Origin of the sequence: Nocardia higoensis NBRC 100133 (genome assembly GCF_000308595.1) — a bacterium.
GTDB lineage: Bacteria > Actinomycetota > Actinomycetes > Mycobacteriales > Mycobacteriaceae > Nocardia > Nocardia higoensis.
In genome coordinates this window covers 45,071-65,761 of sequence record NZ_BAGA01000145.1, presented here as the reverse complement: position 1 = coordinate 65,761, position 20,691 = coordinate 45,071, and the positions used below count along the sequence as shown (strand labels likewise).

The 20,691-nt window shown below is 71.4% G+C and carries 15 protein-coding genes; 6 read left to right on the top strand and 9 right to left on the bottom strand.

Annotated elements, in window-relative coordinates; genetic code table 11:
- Window positions 1-7: 7 nt before the first annotated feature.
- Window positions 8-403, top strand: a complete 396-nt coding sequence (locus tag ON26_RS26710) for an RNA-binding S4 domain-containing protein (protein ID WP_051027647.1) — start codon at window positions 8-10, stop codon at window positions 401-403.
- Between the two features lie 11 nt (window positions 404-414).
- On the opposite strand, the gene ON26_RS26705 is transcribed toward ON26_RS26710, so the two are convergent.
- Window positions 415-5,418 (bottom strand): KR domain-containing protein, encoded by a 5,004-nt coding sequence (locus ON26_RS26705; RefSeq protein ID WP_040800031.1) that lies wholly within the window; start codon window positions 5,416-5,418, stop codon window positions 415-417.
- Between the two features lie 212 nt (window positions 5,419-5,630).
- Between ON26_RS26705 and ON26_RS26700 the strand changes: the two genes are divergently transcribed.
- The gene (locus tag ON26_RS26700) at window positions 5,631-6,596 is read left to right on the top strand and encodes an MBL fold metallo-hydrolase (RefSeq protein ID WP_245546075.1); all 966 of its coding nucleotides are present in this window, start codon (window positions 5,631-5,633) and stop codon (window positions 6,594-6,596) included.
- A 172-nt stretch (window positions 6,597-6,768) separates the two neighbouring features.
- Here the strand turns inward: ON26_RS26700 and ON26_RS26695 are convergent, their stop codons facing one another.
- Window positions 6,769-7,743, bottom strand: coding sequence for an NAD(P)H-dependent flavin oxidoreductase (locus ON26_RS26695; RefSeq protein ID WP_040800028.1), 975 nt, complete (start codon window positions 7,741-7,743; stop codon window positions 6,769-6,771).
- A 341-nt stretch (window positions 7,744-8,084) separates the two neighbouring features.
- Between ON26_RS26695 and fadD5 the strand changes: the two genes are divergently transcribed.
- Complete coding sequence (gene fadD5, locus ON26_RS26690; RefSeq protein ID WP_040800025.1) at window positions 8,085-9,656, top strand: fatty-acid--CoA ligase FadD5; 1,572 nt, start codon at window positions 8,085-8,087, stop codon at window positions 9,654-9,656.
- A gap of 107 nt (window positions 9,657-9,763) precedes the next feature.
- Here the strand turns inward: fadD5 and ON26_RS31855 are convergent, their stop codons facing one another.
- From ON26_RS31855 to ON26_RS32980, 4 genes are all read right to left on the bottom strand, one after another.
- Window positions 9,764-10,450, bottom strand: coding sequence for a TetR/AcrR family transcriptional regulator (locus tag ON26_RS31855; protein WP_051027645.1), 687 nt, complete (start codon window positions 10,448-10,450; stop codon window positions 9,764-9,766).
- Between the two features lie 227 nt (window positions 10,451-10,677).
- A complete protein-coding gene (locus ON26_RS26680; RefSeq protein WP_040800022.1) occupies window positions 10,678-13,050 on the bottom strand; it encodes a lysylphosphatidylglycerol synthase domain-containing protein in 2,373 nt (790 codons plus the stop codon).
- A 195-nt stretch (window positions 13,051-13,245) separates the two neighbouring features.
- Window positions 13,246-14,019, bottom strand: coding sequence for an SDR family NAD(P)-dependent oxidoreductase (locus tag ON26_RS26675; RefSeq protein WP_040800019.1), 774 nt, complete (start codon window positions 14,017-14,019; stop codon window positions 13,246-13,248).
- Complete coding sequence (locus tag ON26_RS32980) at window positions 14,006-14,620, bottom strand: 2OG-Fe(II) oxygenase (RefSeq protein WP_051027643.1); 615 nt, start codon at window positions 14,618-14,620, stop codon at window positions 14,006-14,008. The genes ON26_RS26675 and ON26_RS32980 overlap by 14 nt, the downstream gene beginning before the upstream one ends.
- 82 nt (window positions 14,621-14,702) lie before the next feature.
- On the opposite strand from ON26_RS32980, the gene ON26_RS26665 reads away from it, so the two are divergent.
- From ON26_RS26665 to ON26_RS26655, 3 genes are all read left to right on the top strand, one after another.
- Window positions 14,703-15,308, top strand: coding sequence for a GDSL-type esterase/lipase family protein (locus ON26_RS26665; RefSeq protein ID WP_040800016.1), 606 nt, complete (start codon window positions 14,703-14,705; stop codon window positions 15,306-15,308).
- A gap of 108 nt (window positions 15,309-15,416) precedes the next feature.
- The gene (locus ON26_RS26660; protein ID WP_040800215.1) at window positions 15,417-16,184 is read left to right on the top strand and encodes a winged helix-turn-helix domain-containing protein; all 768 of its coding nucleotides are present in this window, start codon (window positions 15,417-15,419) and stop codon (window positions 16,182-16,184) included.
- A gap of 80 nt (window positions 16,185-16,264) precedes the next feature.
- Window positions 16,265-17,254 carry a DUF5996 family protein gene (locus ON26_RS26655; RefSeq protein ID WP_051027641.1) on the top strand — a complete coding sequence of 330 codons (990 nt, stop codon included), beginning with the start codon at window positions 16,265-16,267 and terminating at the stop codon, window positions 17,252-17,254.
- A 12-nt stretch (window positions 17,255-17,266) separates the two neighbouring features.
- Here ON26_RS26655 and ON26_RS26650 read toward each other — a convergent pair whose 3' ends face one another.
- From ON26_RS26650 to ON26_RS26640, 3 genes are all read right to left on the bottom strand, one after another.
- Window positions 17,267-18,385: an NAD(P)H-dependent flavin oxidoreductase gene (locus ON26_RS26650; protein WP_040800013.1), complete on the bottom strand. Its 1,119-nt coding sequence runs from the start codon at window positions 18,383-18,385 to the stop codon at window positions 17,267-17,269.
- Window positions 18,386-18,597: 212 nt separating this feature from the next.
- Window positions 18,598-19,239 (bottom strand): class I SAM-dependent methyltransferase, encoded by a 642-nt coding sequence (locus ON26_RS26645; protein ID WP_051027678.1) that lies wholly within the window; start codon window positions 19,237-19,239, stop codon window positions 18,598-18,600.
- Between the two features lie 36 nt (window positions 19,240-19,275).
- Entirely contained in the window at window positions 19,276-20,589 is a 1,314-nt protein-coding gene (locus ON26_RS26640) for a lipase family protein (RefSeq protein ID WP_083884373.1), read from the bottom strand.
- Window positions 20,590-20,691: the final 102 nt, after the last annotated feature.

The following is a 20,691-nucleotide window of genomic DNA, read 5'->3' as shown; positions in this document are numbered from 1 at the left end:
AGTACGGATGCCGCAGCGAGAGCAGAGCGCACCGACTCAGGCCAGGGTGGATTCCTGGACGTGGTCGGTGCGGCTGTTTTCCACTCGCTCGGCGGCGGCCGATGCCTGTCGTGGTGGCCACGTCCGAGTCAACGGGGCCACCGCGAAACCCGCTCAGCCCGTCCGGCCCGGTGACGAGGTGCGTATCCGCATCGGCGGCATCGAACGCGTCGTCATCGTGGAGCGGATCGTCACCAAACGGGTCGGCGCTCCGATCGCCGCTCAATGCCTGATCGACCGCAGCCCGCCGCCACCCCCGAAGGAAGTGCTGGCCGCCATGCCGCGGCGCGATCGCGGGTCCGGTCGCCCCACCAAACGCGAACGTCGCGAGACGGATCGGCTGCTCGGCCGCGACGAGCACTGAACCGGCGAGGGTCAGTCGCCGGCCCCGATCTCCCCACTCACCAGCAGATGCGGCGCGCCGCTGCGCAATGCCTGGGTCAGCACGTGGGCGCCGCGAGCCACCTTCGCCGGGTCGTTGTCCGTGATCGCCGTCGCGCCCTCGGACTGCCGGATCTCCCAGCCCAAAGCCAGCACCCGTCTGCGCCGCGATCCGGCCGCGAGCGCGTCCAAAGCCGCCGACGCCGCGGCGTAGCCCGCCTGGTTCCGCGCACCGAGTGCGCCCGCCGCCGAGGAGAACAGCAGCACGAAATCGATCGGGTCGCCCGACGTCAGTTCGAGCAGATAGCGCGCGGCTTCGGCTTTCGGCGCGAAGAGGCGAGCCAGATGGTCGGGAGTCACCGCGCCGAACGCGGCGGGTTCGAAGTCCTCCGCGGCATGCACCACGCCGCGGATGGTCGAGCCGTATTCGCGGATGTCGTCCAGCGCGCTCGCCAGCTCGGCCCGATCGGCCACATCGCAGCGCACCACGACGAACCTGTCCTCCAGTCCGTCCAGCGGCCCGGGCACCGGCCGTGGATCGCGGGTGAGCACGACGACATCGTGGGCGCCCGCGTCGAGCAGCCAGCGCACCGCGATCGCCCCGCGCCGCCCGAGCCCGCCGGTCACCACATATGTCCCGCCCGGATCGATCCGCGGTGCGGGCGAGCCGACAGCCGGCGCCTGCCGGAACCGGCGCACGGCCAGCCCGTCGGCGCCCACGCGCAGGTCGCCCGCCCACAGGACATCGGATCCGAACTCGATCGTCCCCGAGTCGCCCGGCGCCGCGCCGGTCATCCTGTCGCCCGCCGCGACGGGCGGGCTCGGATCGCCTGCCGACGTGCTGGTCAGCGGGGTTCCCGGTGCCGCGTTCAGAAACGAGTCGTCCGGCGCCGCGTGTGTCCCCGCGTCGTCGGGTGCGGTACCGATGGTCGAGTCGCCCGGCGCCGCGCCGGTCATCCTGTCGCCCGCCGCCACGTGCGATCCCGAGTCGCCTGCCGACGTGCTGGTCAGCGGGCTGCTCGGGGCCGCGTCGGCACGGGAGTCGTCCATCGGCGCGGTGCTCACCGAGTCGTTCGGCACGGCCCGGACCGGGACCGCCTCGTTCGGTCCTGGCGGGCCGGGCAAAGGCTCGCCAACGGCCCGCACCGCCTCGGCGCCGGGTGAGTCGGCGATCAGCGGCTCCGCGCGCCTGCCGCCGGGCGCGTCGATCGTCACCAGGTCGGCGAGCAGGCCCACCGCCCGTGGGTCGGTGTCGGTCCAGACCACCCGGACGCGCCGTCGCGATTCCAGGCGCAGCGTGCGGGTCAGTGCCGCAACTCCCCAGGCGGTGGCCGCGCCTCCGCTGCCACGCAGGGCACGGCGGGGCAGTACCACGGTCAGACCGGCGAGCCCGGCGGCGGCGCAGGCGCGGGTGAGCGCGGTGTGGGCGCGGGCCAGCGCGGCGGCCGGTTCGGGATCGTCGCCGTCGGGCCAGACCAGCACGATCCCGGTGGGTGGGTCCACGGCTTCGGCGGCCGCCCACACCACTTCGCCCGCCGCGTCCGGCGCCGTCGCGACGTGCTCGGTGGGCACCGTCAGGTCGGTCGAACGGGCAAGGCGCGCAGCGGTTTCCGAAGCGCCGACCACCAGCAGCCGTCGCATCCGGGAGGGCGGCGCGTCCGTGCCGGTGGCGACGGGCAGCCACACCTGGGTGCGGAACGGGGCGATCTCGGGCTGTTCGTCCCCGGCGTCCGCGTCGCGCTCGGCGAAGACGATGCGAACCCCCGACAGTGCCAGCACCGGTACTCCTTCGTCGTCGGTGCCGACGACGTCGCCGAGCAGGGAGTCCGGCCCACGCTCGCGCACGGTGGCGTACGCGCGGGCGATCAGCCGGTCGGCGTTCGTGCCCACCCACACCGCCGAAATCGCGGGCACACTCGGCCAGGTCCGGTCCGAGACGTACTCGGGGGCGGCCGCGACGAGCAGATGCAGGCACCCCTCGACAATCGAGACCAGGTTTGCCGCAACGGTTTCCACCGTGGCGAAGGCGTGCCCGCCACCGGTTTCCAAACGGCCGAGCACCCGCCGCCGCGGGCCGTATTCCAGGCGGTTCCTGCGCAGGAGCGCGTAGAAACCGGTGCTGCCGAGTTCGCGCATCCGATGCCGCGCCGAGCGGCCGGTGTCGACCACGCGCATCCATGCCACGATGTCGGCGGGGGTGGGTCCGGGCAGGGGTCGCGCCGACACCACGGGTACCTCGTCGATGTAGGCGCGCAAACCGGCCGGGCCGTCGTCTCGGCATTCGATCGCGCCCAGCGCGTCCGGCCCGAGCCGGTCGTGCACGACGAAATCGGTCATCATCTCGGCCGGCGCGGCCAGGCGCAGCAGGGTGCGTACCCAATAGCCGGTGGGCACGAGCGCGACGGCGCCGAGCGCGTGTTCACCGGTCTCGCCGGCGTCGACCGTGGCAGCGGCGCAATCGGTGACCAGCGGCAGCGGTGACCGGACCGGGGTGCGCCGCCAGCGCCGTCGCGGCGCCGCGGCGGTGAACGGACCCTGGCCGGACCATTCGACGAACCGGCCGTCGGCGTGCAGTTCGGCGAGCGCGAGCAACAGCGCGGCCACTTCGTCGTCGCGGTCGCCGACCGGGTGCGCGGAATCCGCGAACTCCGGGTACTCCCGCAAGGCCGGCACCAGGGCCGGGTGCGTCGCGAACTCGAGCACCGTGCCCACGCCGTCGCGCACCGCCCGCGCCATCGCGGCCGCCAAGTGCACGGCGCCGCCGGTCTCTTCCGTCCAGTAGTGGCCGTCCGGTGCGCACGTCGTGAAGACCTCGCCGGCGCGGACGGTGGAATAGAACGGCACCCGAGGCGTACCGAGGCCGAGTTGTTCCGGTCGGACGTGCCGGCCACCGGGCTCGTGTTCGGCGTCCGAGGGAGCCGAATGCGGTGGCGGTACCGCGACTGCCGCAGCGCTGTCGGCCGGGACGACGACGGTCAGCCCGCGCCGCTCCGCGCGCCGCGCGAGGGTCTCCACCTGACGGGGCTCACCGCGCACGAGCACCGAGCGCGGTCCGTGTACCGCCGCGACGGCGACCGCGGGTCGCAGCGGCTCGATCAGCCGTGCCACCTCCTCGGGACTCGCGCCCACCAGCGCGCTCACCCGCTCGTCCGGCGGCATCGCACCCGCTCGACCGGCCCACCGGACGGCGAGCCGGGCCCCATCCGCCGGGGTGAGCACCCCGGCGACCACGCCCGCGGCCAGCTCACCGAACCCGTACCCGCACACCGCGTCCGGGCGCACCCCCCAGGATTCGAGCAGCCGCGCCAGAGCGACCTGATGGACGAAGCCCGCCGGCAATCCCAGCTCGTCTTCGGCGCACCCGGCCCCCGCGGGGTGGAAACCGAAGCGTGGCGTCCAGATCCGTGGCCCGCCCGCCGCGACCACCGCATCGGTCATCTCGTTGAGCGCCGCCGCGAACACCGGATAACGCGCGGCGAGCGCCCGGCCCAGTCGGGCCGGCCGCTCCGCGGTGCCGGTGAACAGGAACATCACCCCGCCCCGCCGTCGCGTCGTGCGCGGCCCCACGATGCCGGGGCCCGGCTCGCCCTGGGCGAGCGCCCGCAACCGCTCCCGAGCCTGCGCCGCGTCCGCGGCCAGCACCGCCCCCCGCGTCGCCTGCGGGAACGAGCGGGTGGTCGCGGCGGACAGCGCGTGCAACGCGGCGTACTCCGCGGTCCGGTCGCCTTCGGGCGCGGCGCAGCGCAGGTGGTGGACCAGCCGCAGCGCCGCGTTCCTGAACTCACCGCCGTCGCGGCCGGTCACGGTGATCAGCACCGGCGGGTCCGTGGGCCGCACCGACGGGCCGGGAGGAGTGGGGCGCACCACGATCGGCGACCGGACCGCCGACGCGCTCGGCTCACATGTATCGCCGCCGGCCCGCGCTCCGGAATCGTCGGTCTGCTCGCACACCCGCTCGATCACCGTCACAATCGATCGGGTCGCGGGCATCGAACCGCCCGCGGACGCGGCCCCGAACGTGCTTTCACGTCCGGGCTCGCGGTCGGCGTCGGACCCGCGCGCGGCCCCGGACCCGGACATCGAATCGGCCGCGGACCGGTGGACCGATCGGGCCCCGGGCACGAGCAGCGATCCGCTCGTGTGCGCGGGTGAGGGCTCAGCGGCAGGCCGGCCTTCGGTCACACCGCCGCCTCCGCGTGAGCGTCCAGCGCCCATCGAATCCACTGCGAGAAGGTCGATCTCGGCGTACACGCGGCTACCGGTACGCACCGCGTCGGCGAGCCGTTGCAGGATCAGCACTGCGCCGCCCGCCCGCCGGCGGATCTCGCTCACCGGCGCCCCGCCTGCCGCCGACCGGCCCGCCCATGCCGCGGCAACCGACCCGGACCCGTTGCGCGCGTGCAGGATCCGCGAAGATGCGGCGCCCGAACCGACGTGTACCCGACCGCCGCCCCCGGCCTTCGCCTCGGCGAGGATTTCGACATCCGCGCCCGCGACGATCACGAACGGCACCGATGCGTCCTCGAACGCGCGCGCCACGGCTTCGGCCCAGCCGGGCTCGCCGCCCGAGATCTCCAGCGTCGCGCCCGGCCCGTGCAGGCCGAGCACGTGCGAGATGCCCTGTGCGAAATCGCCGCCCGCACCGCCGCGGCCGTATCCCGGCGTGGGACCGATCGCCGCGACGACGGCGGTGCCCGAACCGCGTATCCGGTACCCGATGCCCGCGTCGTCGATCGCCTCGACCACCGCTTCCAGCGCCAGGCGCCGGCGGGGATCGAGGACGGCCGCCTCGGCGTCGGAGATGCCGAACCAAGCGCTGTCGAAGAGGTCGACAGCGTCGAGGTGGGGTCCGGCGACCGGTTCGTACGCGGCGTCCCGAGCGCGCGGGCCGCCCCGACGGAACTCGTCGAGGTTCGCCGCGGCGGGCAGCCGGCAGCTCATGCCGATGACGGCCACCGGTGCCCCCGGGGGCAGGGTGGGGAAGGTGCTGGGCGTCATCGCATCGAGTCCTCCCTCACCATCGCCGACTCGCGGGCCCGCGTACGGTTCCACCCGCGATTATGCCGTATCCGCGGACCCATCAGCACCCGGCTTCCATTGTGCCCGTTGCCATTTCGTGACACGCCGCGGAGCGCTCAGCGCCCTGCGTGTCGTGACGCCTTCCGTGCGCGGTGCTACCCTGCGCGGCGTCCATCGCCTACCGTCGGACGGTGCCCGAAACCCAGCTCGCTCCACGCGGCGAACGGACTCCGTTGCTGCCGACGCTGGTGCGCTGTTGCACCGCCTTGGCCGCGACACCGCCCCGGCTGCTGCGTCCCCGCCGCCCCGACACCGACCTGCTGGCCCGCATCGAGGTGACCGATCCGCCGCCCGCGACCGGAGCCGTGAAGCTGACGGTCCTGACCCAGGCGCATACGTCGGCCCCGGAGATCCTGGTCGCCGAAGGCCACCGCAGCTTACGCAAGTATCCGATGAGCTACGCATCCTTCCTGGTCGAGCACCCGGACGCGCGGTTCGTGATCGATCCGGCCATGTGCTCGATCCCGCACCGGCGGGTGCTGCCGGAGCTGCCGTTCCCGGTCCCGCTGCTGGTCGCGCCGGACAAACCGGTGCGCGGCCTGGACGATGCGCTCGCCGCCCGCGGGCTGTCCGGCGCGGACATCGAATTCGTCGTGCCCACCCATCTGCACTGGGATCACGTCGCCGGCCTGCTCGATCTGCCCGGCTCGGTGCCGGTGCGCCTGCCCGCCGCCGAATACGACTGGGCGATGCGCGGTCTGCGGGCTCCGCTCGGTGTCGCGCGCGGCCCGCTGCTCGGCCGGGAATTCGACGTCTTCGACCTCGACGGGCCACCGGTGCTCGGATTCCCGCGCAGCCACGACCTTTTCGGCGACGGTTCGGTGCTGCTGCTCGACCTCGCCGGGCACACCCCGGGCAGCATCGGCGTGCTGCTCGCGGTGGACGACGGTACCCGGGTGCTGCTCGCCGGCGATGCGGTGTGGGGCAATATCCAGGTCCGGCTCCTGCGCGAGAAGGCGCCGATGCCGGGCATGTTGTTCGACGCCGATCGTGACGCGGCCTTCGCCACCGTCCACCGCCTGCATGTCCTGCCCGCGGGCATCGAGGTGATCGCGGCCCATGACCACGCCGCCATCGCCGCGCGCGTGCGCGACTAGCCAGGTGGTCCACCGGCCCCGCGGCAACGCGCGCGGTCCGGCGCGACCGCGACCGGTCGGCGGGGCAGGCCGTGGCAGGGCGGGGATACCACGGTGGTGGCGTCCGACCGCCGCGTGAGATGGCAACCGCCGCTCGCGTCCGGGACGCGAGCGGCGGCGAGTCGAATGTGGATCAGGCGACGACGAACTCGGCCAGGCGCTGCTGGATGAGCTCCTCGGCCTCGCCGACCATCCGGCTGATCAGCTCGGCGCAGGTCGGGATGTCCTCGATCAGGCCCTGGGCCAGGCCGGCCGTCCAGATGCCGGCGTCCAGGTCGCCCTCCTCGAAGACCCGGCGGCCGCGGGCACCGGCGACGAGTTCGCGCACGTCCTCGAACTTGCCGCCCGCCTTCTCGATCTCGACGACCTTGCGGCTGATCTCGTTGTCGGCCACGCGCGCGGTGTTGTGCATGGTGCGGAAGATCAGCTGGGTGTCCAACTCGCTGTTGGCGACGATCTGTTCCTTGACCTTCTGCGCCACACCGGATTCCTGGGTGCACAGGAAGCGGGTGCCCATGTTCACGCCGTCGGCGCCCAGCGCCAGTGCGGCGACCAGGCCGCGGGCGTCGGCGATGCCGCCGGAGGCGATGATCGGGATCTCCAGCGCGCGGGCCGCGGCCGGGATCAGGATCAGGCCGGGGATGTCGTCCTCGCCCGGGTGGCCCGCACACTCGAAGCCGTCGATGCTGACCCCGTCGACGCCGATCTTCTGGGCCTTGAGGGCGTGGCGCACGCTGGTGCACTTGTGCAGGACCTTGATGCCGGCTTCCTTGTAGTACGGCAGGAAGGGCTCGGGGTTGCTGCCCGCGGTCTCGACGATCTTGATGCCGGACTCGACGATGGCCTGCACGTACTCGGCGTACGGCGGAGGGTTGATCGAGGGCAGGATCGTGACGTTCACGCCGAACGGCTTGTCGGTCAGCTCCCTGGTGCGCTCGATCTCCTTGCGCAGATCGTCCGGGGTGGGCTGGGTCAGGGCGGTGATGAAGCCGAGACCGCCGGCGTTCGCGACCGCGGCGACGAGTTCGGCCCGGCCGACCCACATCATGCCGCCCTGCACGATGGGGTGTTCGATGCCGAATTCCTCGGTGAACCTGGTACGCAGCATTGCGCTTCTCCTATGTCTCGCGCGGGCGTGCCAGTCCGCCCTGCCGCCACGATGGTGACACGACAAGGCATCGGCATTCAAGCCGTAAGTGAGCCGAGATTCGCATAGTCGATCCGCAAACATAGCCTGATCTGCGTCCGATTCGGGCCGGAATGGTGTTTATTTGTCCTGGTAAAGCCTTCTGGATTGGTACGGTCGTTCTGGCGAGATGATTAACGTCGATTCATCTCAACATCTCTTGCCGACCGGAGAAGTTAGTTGTTATTCTCGTCTCAGTTCAGCCCGTCGACGATGCCGGCCACCCGGTTGAGCAGCGGACGGTCCCAGAAGGAGTACGTGGTATGACCACTGGTGCAGAGGCGATCGCCGAGCCGATCCGCTCGCGTCGCAATCACTGGAACAACCAGCTCGCTACGCATGCGCTCATGCGCCCCGAAGGTGTGGCGCTGCGGTTCAAAGGTGTCGACACCACGTGGAAGCAGCTGCACGAGCGGTCCGAGAAGTTCGCCGACGCGCTGGCTCGCCGCGGCGTCGGCTTCGGCGACCGGGTGCTGATCCTGGCGCTCAACTACCCCGAGTACATCGAGGCCGTCTTCGGCATCAACGCCCTCGGCGCGATCGCGGTGCCGGTCAACTTCCGCCTCACCCCGCCCGAGGTCGCCTACATCGTCAGCGACAGCGGCGCCAAGGTGATCATCTCCGACGCCCTGCTGCAGCCGCTGGCCGCCGCCGTGCGGGCGGATGCTCCCGCGCTGGAGACCCACATCGTCATCAACGGCAAGAGCGAAGACGGCGTGCTCGGCTACGACGACGCCATCGCCGAAGAGGGCGAGCCGCACGCCCCGCTCGACATCCCCGAGGACACCCCCTCGCTGATCATGTACACCTCGGGCACCACCGGCAGCCCGAAGGGCGCGGTGCTCACCCACAACAACATGAACGCCCAGGCGCTGACCTGTATCCGCGCCATGGAACTCGAGCCGGACTCGATCGCGTTCTGCACCTCGCCGCTGTTCCACATCGCCGGGCTCGGCAGCCTCGCGCCGTACTTCCTGCTCGGCGCCAAGACCGTGCTGCACCCGCTCGGCGCCTTCGACGCCACCGAGTTCCTCGACGCCGTGGAGGCCGAGCAGGCCACCACCGCTTTCTGCGTGCCCGCCCAGTGGCAGATCATCTGCGCCGACCCGACCCTGAAGGACCGCAAGCTGGCACTGAAGATGCTGAGCTGGGGCGCGGCCCCCGCCTCGGACTCGGTGCTGCGCGCGATGGCCGAGGCCTTCCCGAACGCCCAGAACGTCGCGGTGTTCGGCCAGACCGAGATGTCGCCGATCACCTGCGTGCTCGAGGGCAAGGACGCGCTGCGCAAGCTCGGCTCGGTCGGCAAGCCGATCCCGACCATCCAGGTGCGCATCGTCGACGACGAGATGAACGACGTCGCCCCCGGCGAGGTCGGCGAGATCGTCTACCGCGGCCCGACCCTCATGCAGGGCTACTGGAACAAGCCGGAAGCCACCGCCGACGCCTTCTACGGCGGCTGGTTCCACTCCGGTGACCTGGTGCGCGCCGACGAAGAGGGCTTCATCTACGTCGTGGACCGCAAGAAGGACATGATCATCTCCGGCGGCGAGAACATCTACTGCGCCGAGGTGGAGAACGTGCTCTTCAGCCACCCGAAGATCCGCGAGGCCGCCGTCATCGGCCGCTCGCACGACAAGTGGGGCGAGGTTCCGGTCGCGATCGTCGCCCTCAACGAGCCCGAGGGCGAGCTGACTCTCGAGGAGCTCGAGCCGTTCCTGAACGAGAACCTGGCCCGCTACAAGCACCCCAAGGATCTCGTCCTGGTCCCCGAGCTGCCCCGCAACGCCGGCGGCAAGGTGGTCAAGCCGCAGCTGCGCAAAGACTACGCGTCCTGATGACCCGAGCAGCGCTCTTCGGAGCGCTTGCTCGACCTGCCGATCCGTGAACTGGGACACGGATCGGTGAAATCGGCGCGGACGGATGAGGTCTACTCCTGAAGACCTCACCCGTCCGCGCCGTCGCCGTTTCCGGGTTGTCCGCCCGCCGACGGGGCGCTGCCGTCCCCGGCCGAGCCGTCGTCCGTGGCCGCGCCGGCTCCGGTGTCCGCCCCGCGTACCTCCACGTCACCGGAACCGTGCTCGCCGAGCAGGCCGGTGACCGTGTCGTAGGCGGCACGCGCGGTGAGCGCACCTCCGGACTCCGCGATCGCGGCCAGCAGCCCGGTCACGCCCCAGGACAGAAACGTGATGGTGGTGTCGAATTCGTCGTCGGTGACGCCGAGCCGGCCTGCCAGTTGCTCGGTGAGCAGCCGCCCCACCACCCCGCGGGTAGCGCGCAGCACCACCCCGCCTGCCGAGCGGCCGAGCAGCGCGCCGTACACATCGGGATGCTGCTCGGCCAGCACGAACAGGCGGTGGATCGGGGCGAGCCGCTCGGTCTCCGGCGGCGCGTCCGGGTCCGGCGGCAGGGGAGCCGAAATCGCCGCGCGCACATACTCGATGCTGCTGATCAGCAGCAGGTCGTCCTTGTCGCGGAAGTGGGTGTAGAAGGTCGACCTACCGATGTCGGCGCGATCGAGGATGTCGCGCACACTGATTCGCGCGTAGTCGCGCTCGAGCATCAGCTCGATCAGCGCCCGATGCAAGTGCGCTCGCGTCCGCCTGACCCGCCGGTCGACGTGCTCGGTCATCGTCCTGCTCTCCTCGACTGCCTGCCGCGCCGCTGCCCGGCGCCGCGCGCCCCCGATGTGCGGGCGCGGACGCTCGCGAACGGTCGCCGGTGGTCCCACTGTGCCGCTGTTCGCGTGCCCGCGCTCGCCGAATTCCCGGACAATGCACCGGCCGTTGTCCGCAATCGGATGGATCGACCGGCGCGCTGATCGCGCGGAAGCCGCACCTTCCCGGGTCGGGACGGGGCTCAGATCATGTCGCGCTGGGTCATCCAGCGCATCAGGAACCAGCCGCAGAAGACCGGGAGCCAGCACGTCAGCACGCGGTAGAGCAGCACGGACGGCACGGCGATGCTGGCGGGCAGCCCGAATGCGGCCAGGCCGCCGATGAGCGCGGCCTCGACCGCGCCCACGCCGCCGGGGGTCGGCGCGGCCGAGGCCAGCGTGCCGCCGATCATCGTCACGATGGTCACCGTGACGAAGGTCGTCCCGCCGCCGAACGCCTGCACGCTGGCCCACAGCGCGCCCGCCATGCCCAGGGTGATCGCCGCCGAGCCGCCGAGGATGATCGCGAAGCGCTTCGGATCGCCCGCCAGGTCGGCGAGTTCGCCGAGCACTTCCTGCAACTGCGGGCGCACGGAGGTGTTCAGCCAGCGGCGCAGCGTCGGCACGAACATGAAGGTGCCGATGATGCCGACGCCCACACCGGCGGCGAGATAGATGATGGTCGGGTCGGGCACGAAACGGGACAGATCCGCCGAGGTACCCGCCACGATGCTGAACAGCACCAGCAAGCTCAGGTGCGTGATCACCTGCACCGCCTGCTGCAGCGCGACGGCGGCGGTGGCGCGCACCGCGCCCAGGCCGCCCTTCTGCAGGAAGCGCACGCTCAGTGCGAGTCCGCCGACCCGCGCGGGTGTGGTGGTGGCGGCGAAGGTGTTGGCCACCTGCATGATGATCAGATCGCGCAGCCGCACCATGCGGGAGGCACACGCCCACAGCGCCGCCGCCGCGCCGATGTAGGTCAGCGACGACACCCCGAGGCCGAGCAGCGCCCACCACCAGTTGGCGGTGCGCAGCTGGCTGAAGAAGGTCGGCACCTGGCTGATGAACGGGTAGGCCACATAGACCAGGGCGATCAGCAGCACCAGCTGGATGATCTGGTTGCGGGAGAACCGGGTGATCTGATCCGCCTCGATCTTGTCCTGACCGGTCTGCTTGCGCACCTCCTCGTGCGCCTCGGAAACCCGGTCGCCCCATTTCGGGATGGCCGCGCGCAGGCCGGCAGGCATCGCGGACTTGGTCAGCCTGCGGGAGGAACTCAGAATCGCCTGCTCGCCCAGCGCCTCGATGGCAGCGCGCACCGCGATCTCTCTGCCGTGCGTGGCGGTGGTGGCGACCAGCAGCTGGGCGATATCGGTCTGCAGCTGGGTGTCGCTGGCGCCGAACTCGGCGCTGCCGAAGCCGGTGAACACCACCCGCCCGTCATCGATCCGGACGTCCTGCGGGCGCAGGTCGCCGTGCGCGATACGGCCGTCGTGCAGCGCTTCGACGGCGCGCCAGACCTCGGGCAGCATCTCGTCGCTCGCGGTGTCGAGCGCCTGGCCGGCCGCGACCGTGTGCGCGTAGAGCACCCACCCGCGGTCCAGCGCCGTCACCAGCACCACCTTCGTGCCCGCCAGCCCGAGCTGACCTGCCGCGATGGCCACCAGCGCGCGATGCTCCACCGCGCGGTGCAGCGACCCGTGCAGGGCCGCTGTCTCGCTGCTGCGGAAGGTGAGCCAGCGCCACATCATCCGCAGCGTGCCGTGACTGCGCTGGTTCTTGCCGTACATCTCGACCAGGAGTTCGTCCCCGTGACCCTCGACCGTGGCCGCGAGCACCAGCGGTCCCGAGCCCGCGGGCCTGCGCACGATGAACCCGGTGATCCGGTGGCCGCCGCGCTCGAGCACCCGCACCGCCGCGTCCAGCGGCACCTCCAGCGCGGGCGTGCCGACCACCCAGACGATCAGCGCGCCAACCAGCCAGCCGACCGCGAGCCCGAACATCGCCCGCGCCGGCACCACGGTGCTCACCACCAGGTGCATCGGCGCGAACGCCAGCAGCAGGAACCACCACCACCGGCGCGGCGTGGTCGGCAGCCACGGGCTCGACACAGTCAGCACCGCCGCCAGCAGCGCGATCCAGCGCGGATCGTCGAGGAACTGGGACAGGAAGGTGTCGAGCCGATCGGGAACCTGGAGATGCCATTTGGGCGCGGACAGCCCGTTGCCGGTGATCGACAGCAGCAGCACCGCGAGCAGGCCCGCCGCGCCGTAGCCGGCCAGCAGCTTCCACTGCCTGCCGATGACGAGCTCGATGAGGATCGCGAACGGCAGGATCAGGATGGCGATGCCGTAGATGAGGTAGACCAGATTGGACTGGTCGGGGGTGAGGAATCCGACGATGTCGGAGACCGAGCGTTCCAGCGCCAGCCATTCCGGCCTGGTGATGACCGAGCCCGCGATGACGACCGCCAGACCCAGCGACGCGAGCATGACCCGGACGATGTCGGTCGTCCGCCTGGTCAGCGGCTGTAACAGGCTCCCGGTGACCGGGATCTCCCGCCCGTCGAGTCGCATGGGTTATCGGTACTTTCGGATCGGTTCGCGCTGGTCGGAGCAGCCCCTATCGCACGCTCGGTGAGTATGCAGCAGACGGCCGCGGCCGCCCGGCACCAACACGCCGCAGCGGGCTGGTCGACGCTCGGTGCCGTTACCGGCCGGTGATCACACTGCCAGAACCGGCCCGGAACCGATACGCCCACCCCGTCGGGCTCACCCGCCCGCGGGTCCCGCGTCCACGCCGAACACCCGGCCGGTCATCGCGCCCGCGTCGAGCTCGACGATCGCGCGCACCACCTGCTCGACCGGCACCCGCTCGGGGAACCGGTCCGGCGCCACCGCATTGGCCCGCACCCCGAACTCGCTGTACTCGACGGCCAGGTGCCGGGTGAACTGGTCCAGCGCCGCCAGCGCCGCGCCGTGACCGGCCCGCCCCGGGGCCACCGTGGAACCGGCGAGACCGGAGACGTTGACGATATTGCGGTTGCGCGCCCGGTTGGTCCTCGGGTCGTGCAGCCAGGACCGCTGTGCCAGCCGTGCGGCCAGCCGCAGCGGCGCCGCCACCTGCACCGCGTGATGCGCGTGGAAGCCCGCCAGCGTCGCCTCGGCGTCGAGCAGCGACAGCGGCCGCGCGCCTGCCGCGCTGTGGCCGGAGTCGGCCGCCGCCTCCGTCTGTTCCGCGGTGGCGGCGTTGATCAGCAGGTCCACCCCGCCGAACCGGGCCAGGGCCAGGTCCGCGACCCGTTCGGCCTCCCCCGCGGCGGTCAGGTCGGCGCGCAGCAGGTACACCGGGAAGGCGTTCTCGGGCAGCGCGGCTCGCGGCGCGAACGGGTCGACGAACCACTCGTGCTGGGAGGGCACGGCGGGCGTCCGCTCGCCGCACACGGCAACGATGTCGTAGCGGGTGCGCAGCGCCTGGCAGAACACCTCGCCGAGCGGGCCGCCCGCTCCGGTCAGCAGGCAGACCCGCCGGTCACCCTCGGCCATGCTCGTCTCCTTCGGTGTCGTGGGGGCGGTGCAGATACATCAGCACGCTGTCGCGCGCCTCGCGATCGCCGCCGAGATGGCGGTGCCGGGTGTAGGGGGTGCACTCGAACAGCACCAGCGAATTGCCCAGCGGCGGAACCAGAGCGGGCGCGGCGTCGCCGGCCACCGGATGGAGCGCGGTCTCCCCGCCGTCCCCGAGCCGCCAGTCACCAGGACCCAGGTGGAACAGCAACGCCAGTGCGCGGCCCGCGCGCGGGTGCCCGGTCCGGGGCGCCTGCGCCGGACCGCCCGCCGGATGATGTCGCAGGCTGCCGGTGACATCGCCGGTGACGGGCGAATCGGTGAGCCCGGCGATCAGGTCGTGCCACTCCCGTGCGGTGAACACCGCGAGCGGCCCGTCCCGTAGCGACCAGAGCGAGACCTCGTCCGCGGTCCCCGCTCGCACCCGCGCGGTTTCGGCGCGCAGGCGCTCGTAGAACTCGGCGGTGAACACATCCCGGGCGTAGATGTGCGGAAATGGTTCCGTGCGGCGGATCCAGCGCCGATGCGCGAACAGCTGGACGAACCAGGCAGGCGCGGGACGCGCCGTTTCCCCTGACAAGACGACTCCCTCCCGATCGACCTCCCCGATCCTATTGCGCCGCCCATGCGCCCCGAACAGCCCGGATGGAAGGATCGTCGGCATGGTCGAGGATCTGCGCGTGTGCTTCGTCGGTGACTCCTTCGTGGCCGGGGTGGGCGACCCGCACCGGCTCGGCTGGGCCGGGCGGCTGGCCGCCGCCGCGAGCCCGGAGATCCCGCTGACGGTCTACAACCTGGGCATCCGCGGGCAGACCGCACCGGAGATCGAGGACCGGCTGACCACCGAATGCGGACTGCGCCTGCCCGATTGGGCGAGCGCGGGGGTGGTGCTGTCCTTCGGTGCCAACGACACCGCCTGGGCCGCCGGGCAGCCGCGCGTCGCCCCGGCCGAATCCGCGGCCGCGCTGACCAGGATGCTCGACGAGGTGGCGGCCCGTGGCTGGGCCGCGCTGATGGTCGGCCCGCCCCCGGTGGACGACGCCGAACACAACGCGCGCATCCTCGACCTCGATGCCGAGTACGCCCGGCGCTGCGCGGCGGCCGCGGTTCCGTACGTGCCGGTCGCGGCCGCGCTGCGCGCCGAGGAGGTGTGGATGCGCGAGGTCGTCGAGGGCGACGGGGCGCATCCGGGCGCGGCCGGATACGAGGCGATGGCCGCACTGCTCGCACCGGCCTGGAACACCTGGTTCGGCGGCCTGGCCCGGTAGGCGCGCGGGCGGCGAAACCGCCCGCCGCGCAAGCGGATGCGCCGTGCGGCCGTTGGCCATAACCTGTCCGGACATACAACAGGTTCGCCAGTGAGGAAGGTCGCGTCGATGGGAGCCGATACGGTCGTCGCGGATGTCGCCGACGAGCTGGCCCGGCGCGTGGCCGCGGGGCAGTACCGGCCGGGCGAGCTGATGCCCTCGGTGCGCCAGGTCGCCGAGGAATTCGAGATGAACCGCGCGACAGCGCAATTGACGCTCGGCAGGCTGGAGTCCTACGGATTCGTGGCGGCCCGGCGCGGCAAGGGTTTCACCATCCACGATGTGCGCGCCGTCGGCGGGCTGGAGGTCTATCGGCACCTGTTCCGGTTCTCCCTGGACCGTCCGGAGCTGGCCGTCGCGATGTTCGGCGACATCGTGGAGGCCGAGCGTGAGCTGGTGCGCGAGACGCTGCTCGCCTACACCGCGAGCGAACGGTCTGTCGATCGCGCCGAGCTGGCGGCGGCCGTCGCCGAACTGGAGACGCTGACCCGCCGTCCTGTCCCCGAGCCGCGTCGCATCCTGGCCGCCGAGGTGGCACTGGTCCGCCGCCTGCTCACCGCGCTGAACACCTCCGTGCGGCGCGCGGTGTTCAACTCCATCGGCGAGATGGTGCTCGAGGTGCCCGAGGCGGTACAGGCATTCTTCGTCTCGCCCGCCGACCTGCACGTGCTGGTGTGGCGCGCGCTGCTGTCGGTGTGGGATTCCGGCGAACCGGCGTCGCCGGCGCAGTCGGCCCTGTTCGACGAGCTGTTCGACAACTATCACGAGCGGGTCCTCGCGCGCTTCCGTGAACTCGTCGACGGCCGGGCGCCGGCGGCCCGGGCGACGAACGCCTGAGCGGGTCGCTCGGGTCGTGTCCTGCGGCCCCGATCGGCGAATCGCTGGCATCCCCCGCGCGCCGGTCGTACCGTGGCCCTATGACCGAGTCGGCAGTACCCGAGTCAACCGCCTTCGACACCGCGGAGCTGCTGCCCGCGATCCCGCTGGACTCCTGGCGTCCGACCAAAGAGACACTGCACCGGTTCGCCCAGGTCGTCGGCAAGGTCGCGCTGGCCAAGGGCATCCGCCGCAATCACTGGTGGCACATCACCTTCCGCCTGACCGCCCGCGGCTGGACCACCGTCCCGCTCGGCGACCCGCGGGTGGGCCCGGTGTTCACCTGCGCCTTCGACTTCTTCGACCATGTGCTGCGCATCGCCACCGACGAGGGCGTCCAGGTCGAGTTCGACCTGCCCGGCAAATCCGTCGCGACGTTCTATGCCGACGTGATGGGCGGCCTCGGCGACCTCGGCATCGACCTGGTGATGCATCGGCCGCACCCCTACGACCTGCCCGACGCGAGTCGCTGGTTCGAGGAGGACACCGAACACGCCGATTACGACCCGGAGAAGGTGCGCCGCGCCTTCGTCGTGCAGAGCCGGGTCGGGCGCGTCCTCGAGGAGTTCAGCGCGGGCTACTCGGGCAAGATCAGCCCGGTCCACGTCTTCTGGCACACCTTCGACCTGGCGGTGCAGCGGTTCTCCGACCGCCGCATCGACATGCCCGCCACCGTCGACCCGGTGTCGCGCGAGGCCTACTCCCGCGAGGTCATCAGCGCGGGCTTCTGGTTCGGCGACGACAAGGTCCCCGAACCCACCTTCTATTCCTATGTCGCCCCCGAGCCCGCGGGGCTCACCGACCGTCCGCTGCGACCCGAGGGCGCTCGCTGGGTGCCCTCGGGTTCCGCGCACGCGGCCTACTACGCCTACGACGCCGCCCGCGCCACCGGCGATCCGTTCGCCGCGGCCCTCGAGTTCTTCGAGACCGTGTACGCCGAGGGCAGCGCGCTGGCCGGATGGGACGCCGCCGCGCTCGCGTGCCGGGGCGGCATCACCGATCCGGTGCTCGAACGGCGATTGCGGTCGTGAACCGGGCCGGGCTCAGCTGTTGAGCTTGTTCAGCCGCTCGCAAGCCTCGACGTACTGGTTGATCAGCCGTTCCATCACATCGGCGGAGCGCTCGACCTTCTGCATCATCCCGACGATCTGACCGACCGGGTTGAAGTTCACGTCCTTGGCGGCCTCCGGGTACCGGTGCCCGCGCTTGACGCCGTCGAGCGCCACCATCATCTGCAGCGGCATCGGCAGCGGGGAGGGGTTCTCGGGCTGCTCCCACGCCTCGGTCCAGTCGTTGCGCAGCATGCGCGCCGGCTTGCCGGTCCACGCCCGCGAGCGCACGGTGTCGTGGCTGGAGGCGTCGATGAGGGTCTGCATCTGCGCGGGCGGCACGTTGGCCTCCTCGACGGTCAGCCAGATCGAGCCGGTCCACGCGCCCGCCGCGCCCATCGCCATCGCCGCCGCGACCTGACGGCCGTCGCCGATACCGCCCGCCGCCAGCACCGGCAGGTCGCCGACCGCGTCGATGACCTGCGGCCACAGCACCATCGAGGAGACCTCGCCGCAGTGCCCGCCGCCCTCGGTGCCCTGGCAGACCACGAAGTCCAGCCCGGCTTCCTTGTGCTTGAGCGCGTGCTTGACCGAGCCGCAGAGTGCGCCGATCAGCCTGCCCGAGTCCTTGATCTGGGCCACCACGTCCTCGGGCGGGGTGCCCAGCGCGTTGGCGACCAGCTTGGCCTTCGGGTGCTTCAGGATGACCTCGACCTGCGGGCCCGCGGTGGTGGCGGTCCAGCCCAGCAGCTGATTGTGGTGCTCGCCCTCGGGCAGCTTGGGCACGCCGTGGTCGGCCAGGATCTTCTCGGCGAAGTCGCGGTGGCCCTGCGGGACCATCTCGGCGAGCTTGGCCTCGAGTTCGGCGGGGCTGAGCCCGTCGATGCCCTTGCCCTCGTACTTGGAGGGGATCACCAGGTCGACGCCGTAGACGCCGTTGACGTGCTCGTCGAGCCAGGCCAGCTCCACTTCCAGCTGTTCGGCGGTGAAGCCGACCGCGCCGAGCACGCCGAGGCCACCGGCATTGCTGACCGCGGCGGCCACATCGCGGCAATGGGTGAAGGCGAAGATGGGGAACTCGATCCCCAGCCGCTCGCAGATTTCGGTACGCATCGGGTGCTGGTCTCCCTTACCTGCCTCGCGGACTGCTCACGCGGCCCGAGAATGCTCTAGAACGGGTTGCATAGTCGCCGTCTCGGGTTGCACTCGAAAACGGCTCGATGACACCGGAACCGACCGATTTCCCCGCATACCGCGGGTATCGCCTCGCCTGCACGGCGCGGGGAACGGCCGGTGAGTGCACCATATAAAGACAGTAACACGTTCTAGTTTTGTCGCGGGATACCCAATTCTCCTTCCGTCTTCCGCAGCAGCAGGCTCGCCTGATCGAACCGTTCCCCCGGCCGCGGCGCCCGCACCATCCGCAGCACCACCTCGAAACCCGCGGCCCGCGCCGCGTCGGCGAGCCGCTCCGGCCACCACCGGTAGGCCCGCACCACCGCGTGATCGAATGCGACCGGATCGCCCGCTGACTCGGCGGCCTGGAATCCCAGCAATGCGTACCCGCCGGGGCGCAGCACCCGCGCGAACTCCGCCAGCGCGCCGGGGATCCGCTCGGGCGGCAGGTGGATGAGCGAATACCAGGCCAGCAGGCCGGCGAGCGTCCCGGACGGCAGACCCGTGCGCTCCAGTGAACCGACCTCGAACCGCAGGCCCGGATGCGCCGCGCGCGCCTGTGCGATCATCCGCGGCGAGAGGTCGATGCCGGACACGTCCAGTCCCGCATGCGCCAGATACGCGCTGATCCGGCCCTCGCCGCAGCCGAGATCGGCCACCGGCCCCGCGCCGACGGACTCGGCGAACATGTCCAGCGGCGCCCGCTCGAACGGGTTGTTCTCGAGCAAGCCTCGCGCGAATTCGGCGTATTCCCCGGCCATTTCGTCGTAGGCGTCACGAACGGTGTCCATGCGCACCATCCTGCACCCGAGTAGCTCGGCGCCCCGCTAACCGCAGGGCGGGGGAGCGATTCCGGAGAACCGATCGACCATCCACGCCGCGGCCGTTGGCACGTGGGTGAATTCGGGGATCCCGTGCCCGGCGGCGGTCCCCGGAAGGATCGGCGGCAACTCGAGCGTATGGAGCGTGACCGGAACACCTCGCGAGCACCAGGTCCGGGCCAGCTCGCGCACGCGCTCGTAGGGGACCGCGTCGTCGTTGACGTTGATGGCGAGCAGGACCGGCGCGGTGGGGGTCAGGCTCCCGATGGCCTGCTCGTCGACGATGCGCCGTCCGATCGGGTCGCCGATGACAGCGGGCCCGAGCGGCTCGCCGGTGCGGGTCCACTGCGAGGTGCGCTGGAACGAATAGGCCAGCAGGGTTTCCCCGACGCATTGGTTCGCGGTGGTGCCGATCATGGCCCGTCCCTGCTCATTGAGGACGCGGTCGAGCACGGGTCCCATCTCCGGGTCGGTGCGTACGACGCCGTTGAGGTAGTAACCGACGGCGCCGATGAGGGTGCTGCCCTCGGCGCGGGCCAGGGTGTCCTCGAGCTTCACGGGCGGGGCACCGGCATAGGTGCCCCGCACGTTCAGCTCCGGCGCATAGCTCGGCTGGAGTTCCGCGGCGGCCGCGGCGGCATGACCGCCCTGGGAGTAGCCCCAGAAGCCGACCGGCCCCGAGGGATCCAGCGAGGTGCCGGACAGACGCTGGGCGGCGCGTGCCGCGTCGATGACCGCCCGCGCCGAGGCGGCACGGTTGCCGTAGGGGTGCGGTCCCGGTGCGCCGAGGCCGACATAGTCGGTGAACACGACAGCGATCCCTTGTGCCAGAAGGTAATCGACAGCCAGCTGTTCGTAGGCGATCGAGAGGTCCAACGGCGGGCGGTAGTGCAGCAGGGATTGCATCGCGATCGACGGCGCGCACTGGCGTCCCTCGCCGATCGTTCCCGAAGCCAGCGATACCAACGGCCGCGGCCCGCCACCCGGCCAAGGCGTGCCGGGCTCGAAGTAGGTGCCGGTCACCGCGATCGGGCTCCCGGCGTCGTCGACGCTGCGATACATGATCCGCCGAGCGGACCCGGGGAAGGTTCCCGTCGGGAGGGGAACCGACAGCGCCGGGGTGAAGGGCTGTTCGCGGATCACATCGCCGGCCGCCGCACCGGGGAGTTCCGCGGGCGGATCGTAGAAAGAGCCCCACGGGCCCGATGGCGCCGCCACCTCTGGTGGACTCGCCGATGCCTGCGGTGCGGCGAATCCGGCGACTGACACACCGAACACCATCGCCAGCGCTGCCGAGCAGGTCCGGATGCTTCTTTGCATCGGGTACGACTCCCTCCGTCGTCTCCGCGACAGCTCCCGCGCAGTGGCGCAGAACACATGGGCGTCGCGTGGGCTAATTACAGGCAGGCGCCGTCAGTAAGT

Excerpts from the sequence above, each read along its gene's own strand:
- ON26_RS26710 (WP_051027647.1), top strand. The coding sequence starts at position 8 with ATGCCGCAGCGAGAGCAGAGCGCACCGACTCAGGCCAGGGTGGATTCC.
- ON26_RS26705 (WP_040800031.1), bottom strand. The coding sequence starts at position 5,418 with ATGACGCCCAGCACCTTCCCCACCCTGCCCCCGGGGGCACCGGTGGCC.
- ON26_RS26695 (WP_040800028.1), bottom strand. The coding sequence starts at position 7,743 with ATGCTGCGTACCAGGTTCACCGAGGAATTCGGCATCGAACACCCCATC.
- fadD5 (WP_040800025.1), top strand. The coding sequence starts at position 8,085 with ATGACCACTGGTGCAGAGGCGATCGCCGAGCCGATCCGCTCGCGTCGC.
- ON26_RS31855 (WP_051027645.1), bottom strand. The coding sequence starts at position 10,450 with ATGACCGAGCACGTCGACCGGCGGGTCAGGCGGACGCGAGCGCACTTG.
- ON26_RS26680 (WP_040800022.1), bottom strand. The coding sequence starts at position 13,050 with ATGCGACTCGACGGGCGGGAGATCCCGGTCACCGGGAGCCTGTTACAG.
- ON26_RS26675 (WP_040800019.1), bottom strand. The coding sequence starts at position 14,019 with ATGGCCGAGGGTGACCGGCGGGTCTGCCTGCTGACCGGAGCGGGCGGC.
- ON26_RS26665 (WP_040800016.1), top strand. The coding sequence starts at position 14,703 with ATGGTCGAGGATCTGCGCGTGTGCTTCGTCGGTGACTCCTTCGTGGCC.
- ON26_RS26660 (WP_040800215.1), top strand. The coding sequence starts at position 15,417 with ATGGGAGCCGATACGGTCGTCGCGGATGTCGCCGACGAGCTGGCCCGG.
- ON26_RS26655 (WP_051027641.1), top strand. The coding sequence starts at position 16,265 with ATGACCGAGTCGGCAGTACCCGAGTCAACCGCCTTCGACACCGCGGAG.
- ON26_RS26650 (WP_040800013.1), bottom strand. The coding sequence starts at position 18,385 with ATGCGTACCGAAATCTGCGAGCGGCTGGGGATCGAGTTCCCCATCTTC.
- ON26_RS26645 (WP_051027678.1), bottom strand. The coding sequence starts at position 19,239 with ATGGACACCGTTCGTGACGCCTACGACGAAATGGCCGGGGAATACGCC.
- ON26_RS26640 (WP_083884373.1), bottom strand. The coding sequence starts at position 20,589 with ATGCAAAGAAGCATCCGGACCTGCTCGGCAGCGCTGGCGATGGTGTTC.